Source organism: Streptomyces lasalocidi (assembly GCF_005280215.1).
GTDB lineage: Bacteria > Actinomycetota > Actinomycetes > Streptomycetales > Streptomycetaceae > Streptomyces > Streptomyces longwoodensis.
Map to the genome: position 1 here is coordinate 2,680,211 of NZ_SZNQ01000001.1, position 18,131 is coordinate 2,698,341.

11 protein-coding genes are annotated in these 18,131 nt (G+C 72.0%); 4 read left to right on the forward strand and 7 right to left on the reverse strand.

What is annotated here, in order from left to right; all coding sequences use genetic code 11:
* Nucleotides 1–153: 153 nt before the first annotated feature.
* Together E4U91_RS11935 and E4U91_RS39570 are read right to left on the reverse strand one after the other, a co-directional pair.
* Complete coding sequence (locus E4U91_RS11935) at nt 154–3,816, reverse strand: LamG domain-containing protein (protein WP_137306833.1); 3,663 nt, start codon at nt 3,814–3,816, stop codon at nt 154–156.
* 86 nt (nt 3,817–3,902) lie between these two features.
* Nucleotides 3,903–5,399, reverse strand: a complete 1,497-nt coding sequence (locus tag E4U91_RS39570) for a VCBS repeat-containing protein (protein ID WP_277755288.1) — start codon at nt 5,397–5,399, stop codon at nt 3,903–3,905.
* Between the two features lie 293 nt (nt 5,400–5,692).
* On the opposite strand from E4U91_RS39570, the gene E4U91_RS11945 reads away from it, so the two are divergent.
* From E4U91_RS11945 to E4U91_RS11960, 4 genes are all read left to right on the forward strand, one after another.
* Complete coding sequence (locus E4U91_RS11945; protein ID WP_137306834.1) at nt 5,693–6,295, forward strand: acyltransferase; 603 nt, start codon at nt 5,693–5,695, stop codon at nt 6,293–6,295.
* Between the two features lie 264 nt (nt 6,296–6,559).
* Nucleotides 6,560–7,663, forward strand: coding sequence for a non-hydrolyzing UDP-N-acetylglucosamine 2-epimerase (gene wecB / locus E4U91_RS11950; protein ID WP_137306835.1), 1,104 nt, complete (start codon nt 6,560–6,562; stop codon nt 7,661–7,663).
* A gap of 201 nt (nt 7,664–7,864) precedes the next feature.
* Nucleotides 7,865–9,109: a glycosyltransferase gene (locus E4U91_RS11955; protein WP_174867925.1), complete on the forward strand. Its 1,245-nt coding sequence runs from the start codon at nt 7,865–7,867 to the stop codon at nt 9,107–9,109.
* Nucleotides 9,106–11,262: a glycosyltransferase family 4 protein gene (locus tag E4U91_RS11960; RefSeq protein WP_137306837.1), complete on the forward strand. Its 2,157-nt coding sequence runs from the start codon at nt 9,106–9,108 to the stop codon at nt 11,260–11,262. Before E4U91_RS11955 ends, E4U91_RS11960 begins: the two co-directional genes overlap by 4 nt.
* A gap of 90 nt (nt 11,263–11,352) precedes the next feature.
* On the opposite strand, the gene galE is transcribed toward E4U91_RS11960, so the two are convergent.
* The 5 genes from galE to E4U91_RS11985 form a co-directional block, all read right to left on the reverse strand.
* A complete protein-coding gene (gene galE / locus E4U91_RS11965; protein WP_137306838.1) occupies nt 11,353–12,321 on the reverse strand; it encodes a UDP-glucose 4-epimerase GalE in 969 nt (322 codons plus the stop codon).
* A 69-nt stretch (nt 12,322–12,390) separates the two neighbouring features.
* Nucleotides 12,391–13,674 carry a nucleotide sugar dehydrogenase gene (locus E4U91_RS11970; RefSeq protein WP_137306839.1) on the reverse strand — a complete coding sequence of 428 codons (1,284 nt, stop codon included), beginning with the start codon at nt 13,672–13,674 and terminating at the stop codon, nt 12,391–12,393.
* Nucleotides 13,675–13,683: 9 nt separating this feature from the next.
* Nucleotides 13,684–15,384, reverse strand: a complete 1,701-nt coding sequence (locus E4U91_RS11975) for a glycosyltransferase family 2 protein (RefSeq protein ID WP_137306840.1) — start codon at nt 15,382–15,384, stop codon at nt 13,684–13,686.
* Between the two features lie 223 nt (nt 15,385–15,607).
* Nucleotides 15,608–16,630, reverse strand: coding sequence for a Gfo/Idh/MocA family protein (locus tag E4U91_RS11980; protein ID WP_137306841.1), 1,023 nt, complete (start codon nt 16,628–16,630; stop codon nt 15,608–15,610).
* Nucleotides 16,627–17,742 carry a DegT/DnrJ/EryC1/StrS family aminotransferase gene (locus E4U91_RS11985; RefSeq protein WP_137306842.1) on the reverse strand — a complete coding sequence of 372 codons (1,116 nt, stop codon included), beginning with the start codon at nt 17,740–17,742 and terminating at the stop codon, nt 16,627–16,629. The genes E4U91_RS11980 and E4U91_RS11985 overlap by 4 nt, the downstream gene beginning before the upstream one ends.
* Nucleotides 17,743–18,131 lie beyond the last annotated feature (389 nt).

Consider the following 18,131-nt stretch of genomic DNA (forward strand, 5'->3'; position numbering starts at 1 on the left):
GAGCGGCCACGAAATGGCATGCGGGAACAACTCCCTTGCAGAAGGAGTACGTCATGGATGGGAAGGAGGCGAGGAAGGAGGAGGAACGGAAGTGGCCCCGGACGGGCGTGCCGGGCCCGACGGACCCGGCACACCACGTCAGGTGACGGCTCATCACATGTCGGTGATGGCTTCCAGCAGGCTCATCTGCTGGACCGCGATCTGGTCGGCGGCACCGCTGTAGACGCGCACCTCGTCGATGGCACCGGCGAAGTACTCGCTGCCACCGCGCAGCGAACGGCCCACCTGGAGACCGCCGGTGGCGGACCACAACGTGTCGTCCTTGCCGTAGGCACCCGCCACGAGCTGGCCCTCGACGTACAGCCGGACCGAGTTGGCGAAGGCGTCGTAGACGACCGCCAGGTGCTGGCCGGAGCCGCCCGTGTCGGGCAGTTCCTGGTCGTCGGTGAAGGTGACGACCTGCGCGCCGGCCGTGTCCGTCTTCGCGACGGCCAGCTCCCACTGCTGGGTGGACGCCTGGTAGCGGACCTGGATCCGGTTGGCGTTGGCGCCCGGCAGCGACAGCACGGTCTGGGACTTCTCCGGGTCCAGCGAGGTGAGCTGGGCGCGGGCCGAGATCGTGAAGCTGGAGTTGCCGGAGACCGGGGCGGTCGCGGTGGACGCGTAGTCCCCGTCGCCGTCCAGGACCAGGTTGCCGTCGCCGACCAGGGCGGCGGTGTCGAACAGCGGGTCGGCCGGGCGGTAGATGGCCGCGTTGCCCGCGAGGGTCAGGGCCTGGCCGCCGCCGGTCTCGGCGGAGGAGCCGCTGCTCGCACTGTCGAGCTGCCAGTAGCCCTTGCGCAGCGGCTTGACCGTCATCAGCTCGGCGACCTGGGCCGGGGGCAGGACGCGGTCGAAGACGCGGACCTCGGCGAGGTCGCCGGAGAAGTGGTCGCGGTAGCCGCTCTTGGCCGTGGTGCGGCCGATCTGCAGCGGACCGTACGACTTCCAGGCGGAGCGCCGGGCAGCGGAGCCCTTGAGGTCCTTGTTGATGTAGAGCTGGAGCTGCGGGCCGCCGGTCTTCTGGGCGTCGTACACGCCGGTCAGCAGCACCCACTGGTCCTTGACCACGGAGACACCGGTGGAGACGGCCTTCCACTCGCCGAGCGAGTCGACGTCGTTGACCGGGACCGCGAACTTCCAGGTCTGGGCGCCCGCGTCGTAGCCGAGGGTGAAGCCGGGCTCGCCGGTGCCGTCCTGGCTCACGATCGTCATGTCCTTGTCGAGCGCGGTGGGCCGCACCCAAGCGCTGACGCTGAAGCTCTTCGACGTGTCCAGGACCGTCTCGCTGGTGTCCAGGTAGGCGCCGGAACTGCCGTCGAAGCGGGCGGCCTTGTCGACCTTGCCGCCGGGGCCGTCCACACCGAAGGTGACGTTGGTGCCGGCCGTGGCCGAGAACTCGCCGCTCTCGTCGTGCGCCTCGGTGTCACCGGCCTGGTCGGCGAGGTTCCACTGGGCGACGACCGGCTTGCCCTCGCTCACCAGGAAGTCGTACGGCGTGCTGCTGGCGTGGTTGGCCTTGTCGATGGCGACCACTTCGAGCACGTGGCGGCCGGACCGGGTCGGCATCCACTGCAGCGAGACCGAACCGCCACCGGTGGACGGGTTCAGCGGCAACGGCGCCGCACCGTCGAAGGAGTACGTGTACTTGACGACGTCGGTGTCCAGGACGGAGTCGTTCGGGTTGGGCGAGAAGGTGAAGGTGCCGTAGGTGCCCACGCCGTCGTGGTAGACGGTGTCCGACGGGTACTGCTTCGACAGGACCAGCGGCTTGCCCGGCCACGTCTTGTCGTACATGAACTCGCAGCGCTGGGGGGTGTCACCCTCCGAGCTCCACGGGCCGTAGCCGTCACCGTCGTAGGCGCGGGCGCTCCAGTAGATGACGGTGTTCTGCGGGATCGTCGACTTCACGGTGTGCGTGAACTTGGTGGCGGTCGTCGGGGACAGCCAGTCCGGTGTGGTGTACGTGTACGAACCCGGGCTGCTGCCGCCCCACTCGACCTTGAACTGGACCTTCACCTTGTCGGTCTGGCCGTTGCCGTGGTCGGGGTCGCTCGCGATGGCCATCAGCTTGGGCGGGGTGTCCGTGTAGGCACGTCCGGAGCCCCACTTGCACACGCCGCCCGGGTCGGTCGACATGTCCGACGTCTTGATCTGCCGCGGCAGGTTGTTGTACTTGACCGACAGGAACGCGTTGCCGCAGATCCGCTTCCACTCGGCGAAGCGGGACTCGTCCGCCGCGCGCAGGCCCAGCGTCATGGAGTTCCAGCCGCCGGCCGCGGCCGTCTTGACCTCGCTGGTCAGCTCGCCGGTCGCGCCGCTCTCGAAGTTGAGGTTGGGCTGGCTGGAGCAGGAGGTCGGGGAGATCGCCTTGTCGACGGTCTGCAGGTAGTCGTCCCAGTCGTCCGAGGTGTTGGACCAGCTGCTGGACGAGCTGAGCGAGTAGTTCTGGCCGCCGATGCGGTAGAGCTGGATGGGCTCGGCGGTCGGGGACGCGCTGTAGATGTGCTCGACGCGGGCGGAGAACGTCGCGCCGAGGATCTGCTTGCCCTTGTAGAAGGAGAGCGGCAGCGTGAACATCACGCGGCGCACGCCGACGCCGTTGCAGGAGACCGGGTTGTAGTCGGTGGGGCACTTGCCGACGCCCGCGCTGCCCGAGTACTTCCAGTCCTGCTCACCGGGCATGCCCGACATGACGCCGGTCCACGAGGAGCGCGAGGTGGTGCGCTGGATCGGGTCGATGACGACCGGGAAGACGGTGTCCTTGCCGCGCAGGAGCTTCTGGTCGGGGAGGAGACGCAGCTTGCCCTTGCCGACCTCGACACCGAGCGGGGCAACCTTGCCGCCGCCGCCGGGGCCTTCGAGAGCGGCCTCGGGGGCCTTGGAGGCGGCCGGGGCCTTGGGGCCGACGGTCGGGGAGGGGGCGGCTGCCGTCGCGTCGGCCGATGCCGCGGCCGACTTCACCGCGCGCGCGACCGCCTTCGGCCCGTCCTCCTTCGCCGCGGCCTCCCGGACCGCCGCCGAGTCCCACATCGCCGGCTTGCCCGCCTCGAAGACGGTGCCGCCGACGACCGCGTCCTCGGCGACGATCGCGCCGGTGGCGTCCTCGGCGACCTTCAGGCCGTCGGTGGTCATGCCGAGGTCGAGGGCGGCCAGCCGCGGGTCGGCCGCCGCCTCGGGCGTCTTGACGACCAGCAGGTGGCCGAAGCCGTCGGTCTCGGCGCGCACGGTGAGGTCCACGCCGGGCAGGGCGTCGACGTAGGTGGCCGTCTCGCCCTCGACGCGCGGGGCGGGCAGCTTGCCGTAGGGCCAGGTCAGCGCGAACTCCCGGCCCGCGCGCTGCATCGTGACGAACGGCCGGCCGGCCTGTCCGCCGGAGAAGGCCAGGTCGACGGTGGCGGCCTTCGGGCTCCAGCCGCCGTCGGCGCGCCGCACCAGGGTCGGGTCGATCGGGACCCACTTGCCGCCCTGGACGGTGCGCACGGGCTCGGTGTACTCGCGGGCGGTGAAGGTGCCGTCGGGCTCGGCGAAGATCTCGCGCCGCTCGGTGCGCAGGCCGACGACCTCGGTCTTCTTCCCGCTGTCCTTGGCCCGGGCGAGGGCCTGCTGCTCGGTCACCACGGGCTGGTCGGCGGCGACGGGCGCCGGGCCGTGCCCCGGGCCACCGCCCGGGAGGACGGCCAGGCCCCCGGCCGCCACCGCGCCGGCGACGGCGGCCGCCACGGCGGCGCGCCGGAGCACGCCTCGCCGCATCGGTGTGTGTCTGTCTGCGGACACGCGTCCACGCTCCAGTTGCGTCAAGTCTGTGAAGGGGTTCGGGCCGGAGGCCGTGCTCCGGCGGGACGTCCGGCGGGGCCGGGGCGTCACCGGGCCGCCGCGCCGAAGGCGACGTCACCGGCCGGGATGCCGCCCGTGCCGGGCTTGTACGTCACGGTCGGGGCGCCGCCGGAGGCCACGTTCCAGGGGAAGCCGTGCACCGCGTGGCCCTCGGCGGGGCCGTAGGGCATGCCGACGTAGAGCAGCGAGGGGGTCGCGGCCAGGGACAGGCCGGCCAGCTGGCGCGGGGCGGGCGTGCCGGGGATGCCGTAGCCGGGGTCGATCCACTGGTCGGAGCCGCCGGGCGCGCCGACCATCGGGACGACGAGGACGCCGCCCTTGTCGGCGTGCTCCTCGGAGGACTCCTCGCCGGGGACGCCGATGGCGAGGCGGGTGGTGGTGGCCGTGGAGGTGGCGTTCGGCGAGGTGTTGACGGCGGCGAGCCGCTTGCCGAAGAAGTCGCCCGCCTCCGCGTCGCCGTCGACGTCGGCGGAGTTCTGGTCGATCCAGGCGACCTCGGACCAGCTGCCGCTCGCGGTGATCCGGAAGACCTGGACGGCGCCGGCGTCGACGGTGGTGGACAGGTCCTCGCCGGGGACGCCGACCGCGAGCAGCGACTCGGTGGTGGAGGTGGCGCCGGAGGGGCGGTACGGGACCATCGCGAGGGCGTCGCCGAACTGGTCGCCGACCTCCTCGGAGCCGCCGATGGTGTCCTGGTCCTGGCCGAGGCCGCCGATCGGCTTGGGGTAGCCGTTGGTGAGGGCGTGGGTGAACAGGGCCACGCCGCCGGCGAAGGTGGTGGTGCCGAGGGCCTCGCCGGGGGTGCCGACCGCGAAGTGGGTCGGGGTGGCGGCGATGGCGGAGCCGAAGCGGTCGTCCGGCTCGGCCGCCCCGGCAACGGCGCCGGCGACCTCGGTGTCCTGGCCCGTCATGGTGACCGTCTGGGCGGTGCCGCTGACGTAGTAGAAGGCGCCGGCGTCCTCGATGGTGCCGAGGGACTCACCCGGGCTGCCGATCAGCAGGTAGGGCTGGCCGGCCGCGGTCTTCCCGGCTGCGACGGCGTAACCGACCCAGTCGTCGGCCTCGGCACCGCCGCCGAGCGGCTTGTCGGTGCCCTGGTAGAACTCCTTGACCGCCTTGCCGGCATTGATCCCGCTCGGGGACCCGTAGATCAGGTGCACGGCGCCGGAGTCGACGTTCGTGCCGATGTCCTCGTACGGCTCGCCGACCGCGAGGTCGCTGCAGCCGTCGAGGTCCGCGTCGTAGACGGCCAGCGAGAAGCCGTAGCGGTCGCCCGTCTCGGGGACGCCGGGGATGGCGTCGAGTGCCTGAGTGAGCGTCACCGTCCCCTTCCCGCCGCCGTACACGACGTTGATGGCCCCGGCCCTGGCGACCCCGTCGACGGTCGCCTCGGGGTCGGCGATCACGGTGTCCCGTGCGCCGTCACCGTTGAAGTCCGAGTCGACGCCCGAGGGACAGGCGACGGCGGCCGCGGCGGGCGAACCGCCGTTCCCCACCCCCCAGGACAGCAGTACTCCGGTCATCGCGATGGCAGCACCGAGCCGCCACCCTTTCCCCACCCTTGACACACGCGCCCCGTAGACAAAGAGATCCAAAAAATGGTCAAGGGATCATCGCTTTGCGTGAAGTGCACATGCAATACCCGCTGCGATTCTCAGGGACATGACATGAATCACGTTTCGACACGGCACGCACACAGAACGCACACGGAACGACCGTGCCTCCGGCCCCCGCGCCCCTTCAGCCGCCGCGTGACAGTCGGACCGCCCCTTCGCCGTATGCTCGCCGGGCGAGCCGAAGAGCGGAAGGCGGAGAAGTGAACTACAGGGTCCAGCCCAGTGCGCAGGTCGACGAGGGCGCCGAGATCGGCGCGGGCAGCAGCGTGTGGGATCTCGCACAGATCCGCGAGGGCGCCCGGCTCGGCGAGGGCTGCGTGGTCGGCCGGGGCGCCTACGTCGGCTCGGGCGTGCGCATGGGCGACAACTGCAAGCTGCAGAACTACGCCCTGGTCTACGAGCCGGCCGAACTCGGCGACGGCGTGTTCATCGGCCCGGCCGTGGTGCTCACCAACGACCACAACCCGCGCTCGGTGGACCCCGAGGGCAAGCAGAAGCGCGGCGGCGACTGGGAGGCCGTCGGGGTGCGGATCGCCGACGGGGCCTCGATCGGGGCGCGCTCGGTGTGCGTGGCGCCGCTCACCATCGGCCGCTGGGCGATGGTCGCCGCGGGCGCCGTCGTCACCAAGGACGTGCCCGACTTCGCCCTCGTCGTGGGCGTGCCCGCGCGGCAGGTCGGCTGGGTCGGACGCGCGGGCGTGCGCCTCGTGGCGAGGGACGGCGAGCCGGGCGTGTGGGAGTGCCCGCAGACCGGTGCCCTGTACGACGAGGAGGACGGCGCCCTCACCGAGCGCGCGCTGTAGCGGCGCCGGTGACGGCCCGCCGCGACCGCAGGGCAACCATTCGGGCCCCCCGGGCATCCCATAGAAGGGGGATCCGTGGTTCGGTGGGCGTGCGCGGCCGGTTCACCCAATCGTTATCCGGCGGTCGCACGGGCCCGAACCCGCTGTCTGACCACGGCATGAACACGTCGTGACGCCCCGCGCCCGCTCGGGCGGCGGGGCTGGTCAGCACGTTGGTTGCCTACCATTGCGTGCGGAAAGATCCGACTAGAAGAAGAGTGCTCAGTGAAAGTCATCAGCATCGTCGGGGCCCGTCCTCAACTGGTGAAGCTCGCGCCCATCGCCGCGGCCTTCGCCAGGACTGAGCACGAGCACGTCATCGTGCACACCGGGCAGCATTACGACGCGGACCTCTCCGACGTCTTCTTCTCCGGCCTCGGCATCCCGGACCCCGACGTCCACCTCGGCGTCGGCTCCGGCAGCCACGGCGTGCAGACCGGCTCGGTGCTCTCGGCGCTCGACCCGGTGCTGGACCGCGAGCAGCCCGACTGGGTGCTCGTCTACGGCGACACCAACTCCACCATCGCCGGCGCGCTGTCCGCCGTGAAGATGCACCTGCCGGTCGCCCACCTGGAGGCCGGCCTGCGCTCCTTCAACCGGCGCATGCCGGAGGAGCACAACCGCGTCCTCACCGACCACTGCGCCGACCTGCTGCTGGCCCCGACCGAGGAGGCCATGCGCCACCTCGCGGGCGAGGGCCTGGCGGACCGCGCCCGGCTGGCCGGTGACGTGATGGTCGACATCTGCCTGCGCATCCGCGACCAGGTCCGGGCCGGCGAGTTCCCGGCGCCCGAGCTGCCCGAGGGCATCGACCCCTCCGAGCCGTTCCTGCTGGCGACCCTGCACCGCCCGGACAACACCGACGACCCCGAGCGGCTGTCGGCGATCCTCGGCTCGCTGGCCAAGCTGCCGGTGCCGGTGGCGCTCGCCGCCCACCCCCGGCTCGTCTCCCGCGCCGAGGCGCACGGCATCGACCTGGCCCAGGGCAACGTCCACGTCGGCCGTCCGCTGCCGTACGCGAGCCTGGTCGCCGCCGTCCTCGCCTCCGTCGGCGTGGTCACCGACTCGGGCGGCCTCCAGAAGGAGGCCTTCCTGCTGGAACGCATCTGCACCACCATCCGCCCGGAGACCGAGTGGGTGGAGACCGTCGACACCGGGTGGAACGTGCTCGTCCCGGACCCGCACACGCTCGCGCCGGACGAACTGGCCGCGACCGTGACCCGTCCCGTGCCCGCCGGCGACCCCGGCACCCCGTACGGCGACGGCCGGGCCGCCGAGAACGTCGTACGCCTCATGGAGGAGTGGAAGGAGGGCCGCCGGCACGCGTGACGCGGTCCTCCGGACCCTCGGCCGCCCGGAACCCCGGGCGGCCGTCCGTGCCCGGTTCCCGCGCACGTCACCGTGCTAGCGTCGACAGCTATGGCATCGTCTCCCCCGTCCCCGTCCGGCCCGCCCGCGGAAGGCAGGCGGCCGCACGTCATCTACCTCGCCATCGGGTTCCCGCCCGCCGCGAAGAGCTCCACCTACCGCATGCGCGAGACCGCCAACCAGTTCGTGAAGGTCGGCTGGGACGTCACGGTGGTCAACATCGCCCGGGAGTCCTGGGAGCTCGACTCCGGCGTCGACCTCTCCCTGCTGGACGCGGTCGACCCGCGCGTCGAGATCGTCGAACTGCCCCTGGCCCGTGAGGACCTGGAGACGGACATCCGCCTCTACGACGAGGCGCGCGCCCTCAACCCCAACGGCTGGGTCGCCTCGCTGCGCCGGCGCCAGACGAAGACGTTCCCCGAGCCGAACTTCGGCGAGTGGCGCTCCGACCTGGAACAGGCCGTGGCGAAGATCCACCGGGAGAAGACGGCCGACCTGGTGCTCGCCAGCTGCGTGCCGTACGTGAACCTCGCCGCGGCCTGGAAGCTGTGGGAGGACGAAAGGGTGCCGTACGCCGTCGACTTCCGCGACGGCTGGTCCATCGACGTCATCGACGGCGTGGAGGCGTTCGCCCGCGACTCCGAGGAGGGCCGCTGGGAGAAGAAGGTCCTCGACCAGGCCGTCTCCCTGTGGGTCGTCAACGACCCGATCGCCGAGCACTACCGGGCCCGCTACCCCGAGTTCGCCGACCGCGTGCACGTGGTGCGCAACGGCTACGACGCGGACAGCTCCCCGGGCCGGGTGCACAACGCCGACCCGGACAAGGGCCTGGTCTTCGGCTACCTCGGCACGGTCAACTTCTCCATCCCGCACCTGGAGACCGTGCTGAACGCCTGGCGGGCGGCGCGTGAGAAGGAGCCGCTGCTGGCCCACGCGCGCTTCGAGCTGCGCGGCCACATCGGCAACGGCGCCAACCGGGGCGCGAACCGGCACGCCGAGGTCCTCAAGGAGGCGGAGGCCGACGGCGTCTTCTTCGGCGGCCCCGCCGCCAAGGCCGAGGTGGCGTCGATCTACTCCGGCTGGGACGCCATGGTGCTGATCCTCATCGGCGGACGGTACGTCACCTCCGGCAAGGTCTACGAGTACATGGCGACCGGCCTGCCCATCGTGTCGGCGCACGCCGTCGAGCACGACGCGTCCAACGTGCTGCGCGGCCACCCGCTGTGGACCGGCGCGCCCGGCCTCGACGTCGAGGGGCTGACCGAGTCGTTCGTCCGGGCCGCCCACATGGCCGTCGAGACGACCGACGAGGAGCACGCCGAAGCGATGGCCCACGCCAACCAGTTCACTCGCGAGGCGCTGATGTCCGTCGCCGTGAAGAACCTCGTCGAGGAGCTCGCCAAGTGACCGAAGTCCTGCTCGTCGCCTCCACCTGGCCGCAGTACGGCGTCCTGGCCGACTCGGTGCGCAAGTTCAACGCGCTCGGTGCCCGGGTCCGCCTCGCGGGCACGTTCCCCATGGACGCCGAGGGCGTCCCGGAGCAGCTCGCCGAGAGCGAGCTGGCCGAGCTGCACCAGCTCCCGCGCAACCTCAAGCACCGCAGCCAGGCGCTGCGCCGCCGGGCCAGCAAGTCCCCGGCGGGCCTGCGCGTGTGGATGCAGGCGGGACGCGACTCCTGGCTGCGTTCGCGCGCCCGCAAGGCGGACGTCCTCGTCGCGCTCGACCCGGGCGCCGTGTACACGGTGTGGCGGCTCGCGGAGTTCAACCGCGCCGCACCCGCCCGGTTCGGCCTGGCGCCCGCGCTGAAGGCCGTCGAGGAGCTGAAGGCGCAGGGCGGTACCGCCGGTGCCCGCGGCTCCGTGCTGCCGCCGCTGCACGCCATCACCCGTGACGTGAAGCGCACCGTGGACCACCTGCCCGCGCAGATCGTCCGCGCCGCGACCCCGCGCCCGGTGATGCGCTCCGGCGTCGGCGCCCGGCTGTGGCGCTCCGCCGTCACCGCGCCCGGCATGCCGACCAAGGTGCGCGCCGCGACCTCGCGGTACGTCGCCGAGGGCATGCGCTGGGCCGGCCGCACCAGCGGTGCCGCGCTGACCCTGGCCGACGCGGCCGCGAAGATCCCCGACCTCAAGCTCAAGGCCGACCTCTACGACGAGGCCGCGATGCAGGAGATCGGCAAGGGCATCAGCCCGCGCGGCATCGAGAAGGCGGTGGCGGCCCGACTGGCGCTCGCCGACGCCGAGTTCGCCAAGGGCCACGTCAAGGAGGCCGCGGAGGCGCTGAACCGGGCGCTGTTCCTGGACTTCCACCGGGTGCTGCACATCGACCAGCTCTCCAGCCCGCTGGCGAGGGACGCGCAGGGCTTCGTCGCCCCGCTGTACCGCTCGACGGCGATGCAGGCCCTGAGCCGGCCGCGCGGCCGCAGGGCCCCGGCGGCGCCCGCGCCGACCGACCGCCCGCTGCGGCTGCTGGTCACCACCAGCGCCAACGACAACTTCCTGCACCTGATCAAGGAGCACTTCGGCGACCACCCGGGCGTCGAGCTGCGCTACCTGGACCTGGCCGCCAGCAAGCACCTCAAGCGCATCTCCTGGGCCGCGCCGCGGATGCTGCAGGACCGGCTGACCGACGGGGAGAGCGACTACCACGAGGAGGTGGAGCGCCTGATGCGCCCCCACCTCAACTGGGCCGACACGGTGTTCCTGGAGTGGGCGGCGGGCCCCGCCGGCATGCTGACCACGATCGACCCCGGCACCACCCGTGTCGTGGTGCGCCTGCACAGCTACGAGGCGTTCACCCGCTGGCCGCACATGACGGACTTCTCGCGCGTCGACGACCTGGTGTTCGTCGCCCCGCACGTGAAGGACCTGACCACGTCGCTGGTGCCGATGCTGCGCGGCGAGCACGCCCCGCGCTTCCACGTCCTCGACAACGCGATGGACCTGGCGGGCTTCGACCGTCCCAAGTCGCCCGAGGCGCGGTTCAACCTCGGTCTGGTCGGCATCAGCCAGGTCGCCAAGGACCCCAAGTGGGCCATCGACGTCCTGCAGCGGGTCCGCAAGCACGACGACCGCTACCGGCTGCTGCTGGTCGGCGGCGACATGGACCGCAGGACCAGCAAGGCCACCCGGGACTACCTGCGCGAGTTCGAGGAGATCCTCCAGCCGCTGGAGGAGTCCGGCGCGGTGGTCCGCCTCGGCCCGACGGACGACGTGCCGGGCAAACTCGTCGACATCGGTACGATCCTCAGCTCCTCGGTGCGTGAGGGCTGCCACGTCGGCCTGATGGAGGGCGCGGCCAGCGGTGCCGTCCCGGTGGTGCGCGACTGGCCGTTCTACGCGGGCAAGCCGAACAGCGCCCGCACCCTCTACCCGCAGGACTGGGTCGTGGGTTCCCCGCAGGAGGCGGCCGAGCGGATCCTGAAGACGACGGCCACCGAGGAGGCGTGGCGCGCGGCGGGCGAGCGGGCCACCGAGCACGCGCTGACCGTGTGGGACTGGCCCGTGGTGCAGAAGCACTTCGAGGAGCTGTTCCTGGGCGAGGACCTCGGCCGGAAGTAGCCACGGCGAGCGACCGAGCACACGAGTGAGGCCCCCCGGATTCCTCCGGGGGGCCTCACTCGTGTCCGCTCAGCGGGCGGGAGCCACGTCTCACGGGTGGCGCAGTCGCCACCCGGCCCACGCCGACTCGACCATCTCGCGCACGTCCCGCTCGGCGCTCCAGCCCAGCTCCGCGCGGATGCGGTCCGCCGAGGCCACCACGCGCGCCGGATCGCCGGGCCGCCGCTCGGCCACCTTCGGCCGCACGTCCGTACGGCCCGCGACCTCCTGGACGAGACCGACCATCTCGGCGACCGAGACGCCCTCGCCGCGGCCGATGTTGAGGACCAGCCGGGCCTCAGGGTCGGCGGCCAGCCGGCGTGCGGCGGCCACGTGCGCGGAGGCGATGTCCTCGACGTGGATGAAGTCCCGTACACAGGTGCCGTCGGGCGTCGGGTAGTCGTCGCCGAAGATCCACGGCGCCTCGCCCGCGTCCAGCCGCTCGAAGACCATGGGGACCAGGTTGAAGACCCCGTCGTCGCCGAGCGCGGGCGTCGCGGCACCCGCCACGTTGAAGTAGCGCAGCGACGCGGTCGCCATGCCGTGCCGGGCGCCCACCGCCGACACCAGCCACTCCCCCGCGAGCTTGGTCTCGCCGTAGGGGTTGATGGGCGCGCACGGCGTCTCCTCGGTGACGAGGTCGACGTCGGGCATGCCGTAGACGGCGGCGGACGAGGAGAACAGGAAGCGGCCCACGCCGGCCTCGACGGCCGCGTCGAGCAGGACGCGCAGGCCCTCGACGTTCTCGCGGTAGTAGTACAGCGGTCGCTCGACGGACTCGGCCACCTGCTTCTTGCCCGCGATGTGCACCACACCGGTGACCGCGTGCGCGCGCAGCACCCGGGCCACGGTGTCGCGGTCGAGCACGGTGCCGACCTCCAGCGGCACGCCGTCCGGGAGCCGTTCGGCGCGGCCGGTGCTGAGGTCGTCGAGGACGACGACGCGCTCACCGGCGTCCTGCATCGCCTTCACCACGTGGGAGCCGATGAATCCGGCGCCGCCCGTGATCAGCCAGGTCATGGGAAACCTTCCTGCACAAGGGCCCCGCCCCGGGGTGCGGGGCGGGGCCACTGCGTGACTCTTCGGGGGTCAGCCGCCGATGACGACCCGGCGGACGCCCTTCCAGGCCTCCGGGTCGGTGGTGCGGCGGCCGTCGACGAGGACCGTGACGTCCGGCAGGTCGGCCGGGGTCAGCGTGCGGTACTCGGCGTGGTCGGCCTGGAGGATGGCGGCCGTGACCGTCTCGCCCTGGTGCGGGGTGAGCCCGTGCGCGGCCAGCTCCTCGGCCGTGTACATCGGGTCGGAGACGAACGGGTGGGCACCGCGCGCCCGGAGCGCCTCGACGGTCGGGAAGACGCCCGAGAAGGCCGTCTCCTTGACCCCGCCGCGGTAGGCGGCGCCCAGCACCAGCACGTTGACGCCGGTCAGGTCGCCGTGGGCGGCGGCCAGCAGGTCCACGGCGTACTCCGGCATCGCGGCGTTCGCCTCGCGGGCGGAGCGCACCACGGTGGCCGACGGGTCGTTCCACAGGTACATCCGCGGGTAGATCGGGATGCAGTGGCCGCCGACGGCGATGCCCGGCTGGTGGATGTGGCTGTAGGGCTGCGAGTTGCAGGCCTCGATGACCTTCTTGACGTCGATGCCGTTCTGGTCGGCGAAGCGCGCGAACTGGTTCGCCAGGCCGATGTTGACGTCCCGGTAGGTCGTCTCGGCGAGCTTGGCCAGCTCGGACGCCTCGGCGGTGCCCAGGTCCCACACGCCGTTGGGCTGGGGCAGGTCGCCGCGCTCGTCGAAGTCGAGGACCTGCTCGTAGAACTCCACACCGCGCTGCGTCGACGCCTCGTCGATGCCGCCGACGAGCTTGGGGTAGCGGCGCAGGTCGGCGAAGACCCGGCCGGTCAGCACGCGCTCCGGGGAGAACACCAGGTGGAAGTCGTCACCGGCGGTCAGGCCGGAGCCCTCGGCCAGCATCGGCGCCCAGCGGGTGCGGGTGGTGCCGACGGGCAGCGTCGTCTCGTAGGAGACCAGCGTGCCGGGCTTGAGGCCCCGGGCGATCGCCTTGGTCGCGGCGTCCATCCAGCCGAAGTCCGGCACGCCCTCGGCGTCCACGAACAGCGGGACGACCACGACGACGGCCTCGGACTGCGCGACCGCGGACGCGGTGTCCGTGGTGGCGCTCAGCAGGCCTGCGTCGACGGCCTGCTTGAGCTTGACGTCCAGGTCGTGCTCGCCGGGGAAGGGCTCGACACCGGCGTTGACCAGCTCGACGACCTTCTCGTTGACGTCGGCGCCGATGACCTTGTGGCCCTTCGACGCGAACTGCACGGCCAGCGGAAGCCCGATCTTGCCGAGCGCTACTACACAGATGTTCATGGACAGTGGCTACTTCCTACGGGACTTCTGCTTGGTCTTCAGCACGGGCCTGAGCGCGCGCTTCAGCGTGGACTTCAGCTTCCGCTTCAGCTTCCCCGCGAAGCCCCGCAGGGCCTCGAACGCCAGGGTGTGCCTCGGCGGGTGCATCCGGGCCGTGTGCACCACCACCCGGCCCTTGTCGTTGACGAGGGCGGACGCGCGGTACGGGTCCTCCTCGCGGCCCCAGCGGCGGGCCAGCGGCATCGGCTTGCCGGTGCCGCGCACCGGGATCTCGTACGTCGACCCGGCGACGTCCAGGTAGACGCGCACGCCCAGTTTCACGGTACGGCGTTCCAGCGGGACGCGGGCGCGCAGCACCGTGGCGGTGCCGTCCTCGGCCGGCTCGGCGGTGATCTCGCCGGCCGGGGCGGGCAGTTCACGTCCGGCGGGCACGCGGCGGGCGCCGGGCTTGTCGGCGGACTTGGGCATGGCGCCCTGCACCAGCCGCAGGGTGGCGCCCCGGACGTCGCCGACGACGGGGACCCGCACGGACGCGGTGTACAGCAGGTCGTCGCCCGGCTGTTCCCAGGCGGACGCCAGCAGGTCGGTGCCCTGCGCGAGGTGCGCGGCGACGGACTCGCCGAGGACGGCGAAGGTGCGGTCGGGCAGTCCGAGACGCGGGTCGCGGAAGCCGGGCCAGCGGACGTGGGCGCCGGCGCCGTCGGCTTCGAGGAGCAACGGCGGTGTGCGCCCGTCGCGTTCGGCGGTGATGGCCTCGGTCAGCTCGTCGACGGCGCCGGCCTGGGCGAGGGCTATGCGCACCCGGCGCTTGACGTCCATGGCGTCACGGATGCCGTCGGTGAAGTAGGCGGCCGCGAGCTTGGCGATTCCGGCGCACAGGTCCTCGCGCAGCGGGCGCTCCAGGCCCGGGAAGTCGTCCTGGACGAGCTTGGCCAGCTCCCAGGTGAAGTGCCGGCGCAGCACGGCGTCCCGGGTCGGGCCCGCCTCCACGAGGGCGGCCGTGAAATCCATGATCTCGGCGGTGCAGCGCAGCCGGGACAGGTGGTCGGCGCGGTAGGTGATGTTGCTGGCGTCGCCGCGCTTGACGGCGTAGTAGCAGACGTAGTCGGCGACGACGGAGATCTTCCGCGCGCGCACGCACGCCTCGATGGTGAACGGCTGGTCGCTGCCCACGGGCAGGTGCTCCGGGAAGCGCAGCTTGTGCTTCTCGACCAGCTCGCGGCGGAACAGCTTGGTGTTGGCCAGGGTGAACGGCAGCGCGGAGTCGTCCAGGGTGACGTCCCGGTTGCCGTCCTTGTACAGCGCCTGGTGCACGTAGCGCCCGTTGGTGCCGACCATCCGGCCGACGACGACGTCCGCGCCGCGCCGGTCGGCCTCGGTCACCATGCGCTCCAGGGCTTCCTCACCGAGGTAGTCGTCGGAGCCGATGAAGTACACGTACCGCCCGGTGGCCACGTCCAGCGCCCGGTTGCTGGGCGCGGCGGGACCGCCGGAGTTGGCCTGGTGGATCACCTTGACGGTGTCCGGGTAGCGCTCGGCGAACCGGTCGAGTTCGCGGCCGCTGTCGTCGGTGGAGCCGTCGTCGACCGCGACGATCTCCAGCCGGTCGCGGCCGATGCTCTGCCCCACCAGGGAGTTCAGGCACTCCGTCAGGTAGGGCATGGTGTTGTAGACGGCGACGATCACACTGACGTCGGGAACGGCACTCATATTCCGGCTCCTGGTCGCCGACGGCCGGTGCGTGGCCGGGCGGTGAGGGGAAGGACTCGCGTGGGGGTGGAGCGCTCGGACGCGAGGTGCCGGGGGCGGGCCCTAGTCATGGGTCCCCGCCCGTCTGATGCTGCCCGGTGAACCGGTCAGCGAGCCCCCGTGCCCGCTGCCGAGGAGCGGCGCCGCGCGGGTGTGCGCGGGCCGCTCCGTCGACGGGTGATTCTCAGGTACCACTGGTCGCCAGGTCCTCCGGCTGAAGGCTGACACTCCTCATGCCCATCGCCGACTCGAGCACCGCCGCCGCCACCTCGACCGTCCGCATGCCCTGGCGGAGGGTACAGATGTCGGCGGGCTTGCCCAGCACGGCGTCCCGGAACAGTTCGTGCTCGACCTGGAGCGGCTCCCGCTTCGGTATGGCGTACCGAATCATGTCACCTTCGGAGACGCCCCGGAACGCCCGCAGGGCTTCCCACTCGGTCGCGACGGCCGCGTTGGAGTGGAACGTGAGGTCGGCCGTGAGGGTGTCGGCGATGAAGCAGCCGCGCTCGCCGGTCACCGAGGTGAACCGCTCCTTGAGCGGGCTCAGCCAGTTGACCAGGTGGTTGACCATCGTGCCGTCGTCGAGGCGGCCGACCGCGGAGACCATGTCCTCGTGCTCTCGGCCGCTCTTGGAGACGGTGTGGGCGGCGATCGACACGTACTGGCGGCCGGTCACCCAGCCGGTGAGGTCGATGTCGTGGGTGGCGAGGTCCTTGACCACGCCGACGTCCGCGATGCGGTGCGGGAACGGGCCCTGACGACGGGTGACGACCTGGTAGACGTCGCCCAGTTCGCCGGCCTCCAGGCGGGCGCGCAGCGAGCGCAGCGCCGGGTTGCACCGCTCGATGTGGCCGACACCGGCCACCAGACCACGGGACTCGAACGCCTGCACGAGCCGGCGCGCGCCCTCGACGGTGTCGGCGACCGGCTTCTCCACCAGCGCGCACACGCCGGCCTCGGCGAGCTGGAGGCCGACCTCCTCGTGCAGCGCGGTGGGGCAGGCCACGACCGCGTAGTCGATGCCGAGCGCGATGAGCTCCTCGACGGTGCCCAGCACGGGCGCGCCCTGCGCGGCACCGTACTTGTCACCGAACGGGTCGACGACGCCGACGAAGTCGACGCCCTCCAGACCGGCGAGGACACGGGCGTGGTGCCGGCCCATCGATCCGAGGCCGACGAGACCGGCCCGCAGCGGCTTGGTGGTCACAGCTGCTCCCCCAGGGCGTTCACGGCGGTGACGATGCGGTCCAGGTCCTCGCGGGTCAGGGCGGGGTGGACCGGGAGGGACACGACCTCGGCGGCGGCGCGCTCGGTCTCGGGCAGGTCCCAGGTGCGGCCGGCCTTCTGGTCCGGCTCCCAGTACGGCTTCAGCCGGTGGATCGGCGTCGGGTAGTACACCGCGTTGCCGACGCCCGCCTCGGTGAGCTTCGCCATGGCGGCGTCGCGGTCGCCGAGGATGCGCACCGTGTACTGGTGGAAGATGTGCCGGGCACCCTCGGCGGTCGTCGGCGTGACCACGTTCGCCGCGGAGATGTGCTCGGTGAGGTACGCCGCGTTGGCGTTGCGCTGCTCGGTCCAGCCGGCCAGCTTGGTCAGCTGGACCCGGCCGACGGCCGCGGACACGTCGGTCATCCGGACGTTGGCGCCGACGATCTCGTTGGCGTAGCGCTGCTCCATGCCCTGGTTGCGCAGCAGGCGCAGGGTGCGGGCGAGCTGGGCGTCGGCCGTGGTGACCATGCCGCCCTCGAGGCTGTGCATGTTCTTGGTCGGGTAGAAGCTGAAGGTGCCCGCGGCGCCGAACGCGCCGACCGGGGTGCCGTTCAGCGCGGCCGCGTGCGCCTGGCAGGCGTCCTCCACGACGGCGAGGTCGTGCTGCTGCGCGATCGCCATGATGCGGTCCATCGCGGCCGGGTGGCCGTACAGGTGGACCGGCATGATCGCCGCGGTGCGCGGCGTGATGGCGGCCTCCACGGCGGCCGGGTCCAGGCAGTACGAGTCGGCCTCGATGTCCACGAAGACGACGTCGGCGCCGACCAGCCGGACCGCGTTGGCGGAGGCGGCGAAGGAGAAGGACGGGACGATGACCTCGTCACCGGGGCCGATGCCCAGGCCCAGCAGGGTCAGGTGCAGCGCGGAGGTGCCGGAGTTGACGGCCACGCAGTGGCGCCCCTCGACCAGCTCCGAGAACTCCTCCTCGAAGGCGGCGACCTCAGGGCCCTGGACGACCCTTCCGCTGCGCAGGACGCGCACGGCGGCCTCGATCTCCGCCTCGTCGATCACGGGCTTTGCGGCCGGTATGAACGCGTGGGCGTCGGTCATCGACATCCCTTCCTCTACGGCGACCTCGTAGGTGCCACTTCATGCAGGGTCGGGAAGGGACCGTGTCGAGCACGGCACGTCCGCTCCCCTGGGGAGTCCGCCGGCACCTGTCGGGCGGCGAACGGCTTGTGCACAGGACCCCGCCCCCGAAGGGTTCCTTGCGGGAAGACAGCCGTATCCGGGACTCAGGACCGGACGTGCTCAGCGGCTGCGGTCCCGGCATGCTCGACTCGGGCGGCCAGGACCGCAGTTCACGTTACCAGCACGGGCCCGAGAGTTTTCCACGGGGTTACCACAGCGAGACCCGGGAATGCGTGCGGTGGCTCACAGACGGAACGCATGGTGACCGCGCCATGGACGCAATGTTACGTCCCCCGGACGGTGCCCGC

Bases quoted from the DNA above. Each gene is read 5' to 3' on its own strand.
- galE (WP_137306838.1), bottom strand. From the start codon at position 12,321: ATGACCTGGCTGATCACGGGCGGCGCCGGATTCATCGGCTCCCACGTG.
- E4U91_RS39570 (WP_277755288.1), bottom strand. From the start codon at position 5,399: ATGACCGGAGTACTGCTGTCCTGGGGGGTGGGGAACGGCGGTTCGCCC.
- E4U91_RS11955 (WP_174867925.1), top strand. From the start codon at position 7,865: ATGCGCGAGACCGCCAACCAGTTCGTGAAGGTCGGCTGGGACGTCACG.
- E4U91_RS11985 (WP_137306842.1), bottom strand. From the start codon at position 17,742: ATGACCGACGCCCACGCGTTCATACCGGCCGCAAAGCCCGTGATCGAC.
- E4U91_RS11975 (WP_137306840.1), bottom strand. From the start codon at position 15,384: ATGAGTGCCGTTCCCGACGTCAGTGTGATCGTCGCCGTCTACAACACC.
- E4U91_RS11970 (WP_137306839.1), bottom strand. From the start codon at position 13,674: ATGAACATCTGTGTAGTAGCGCTCGGCAAGATCGGGCTTCCGCTGGCC.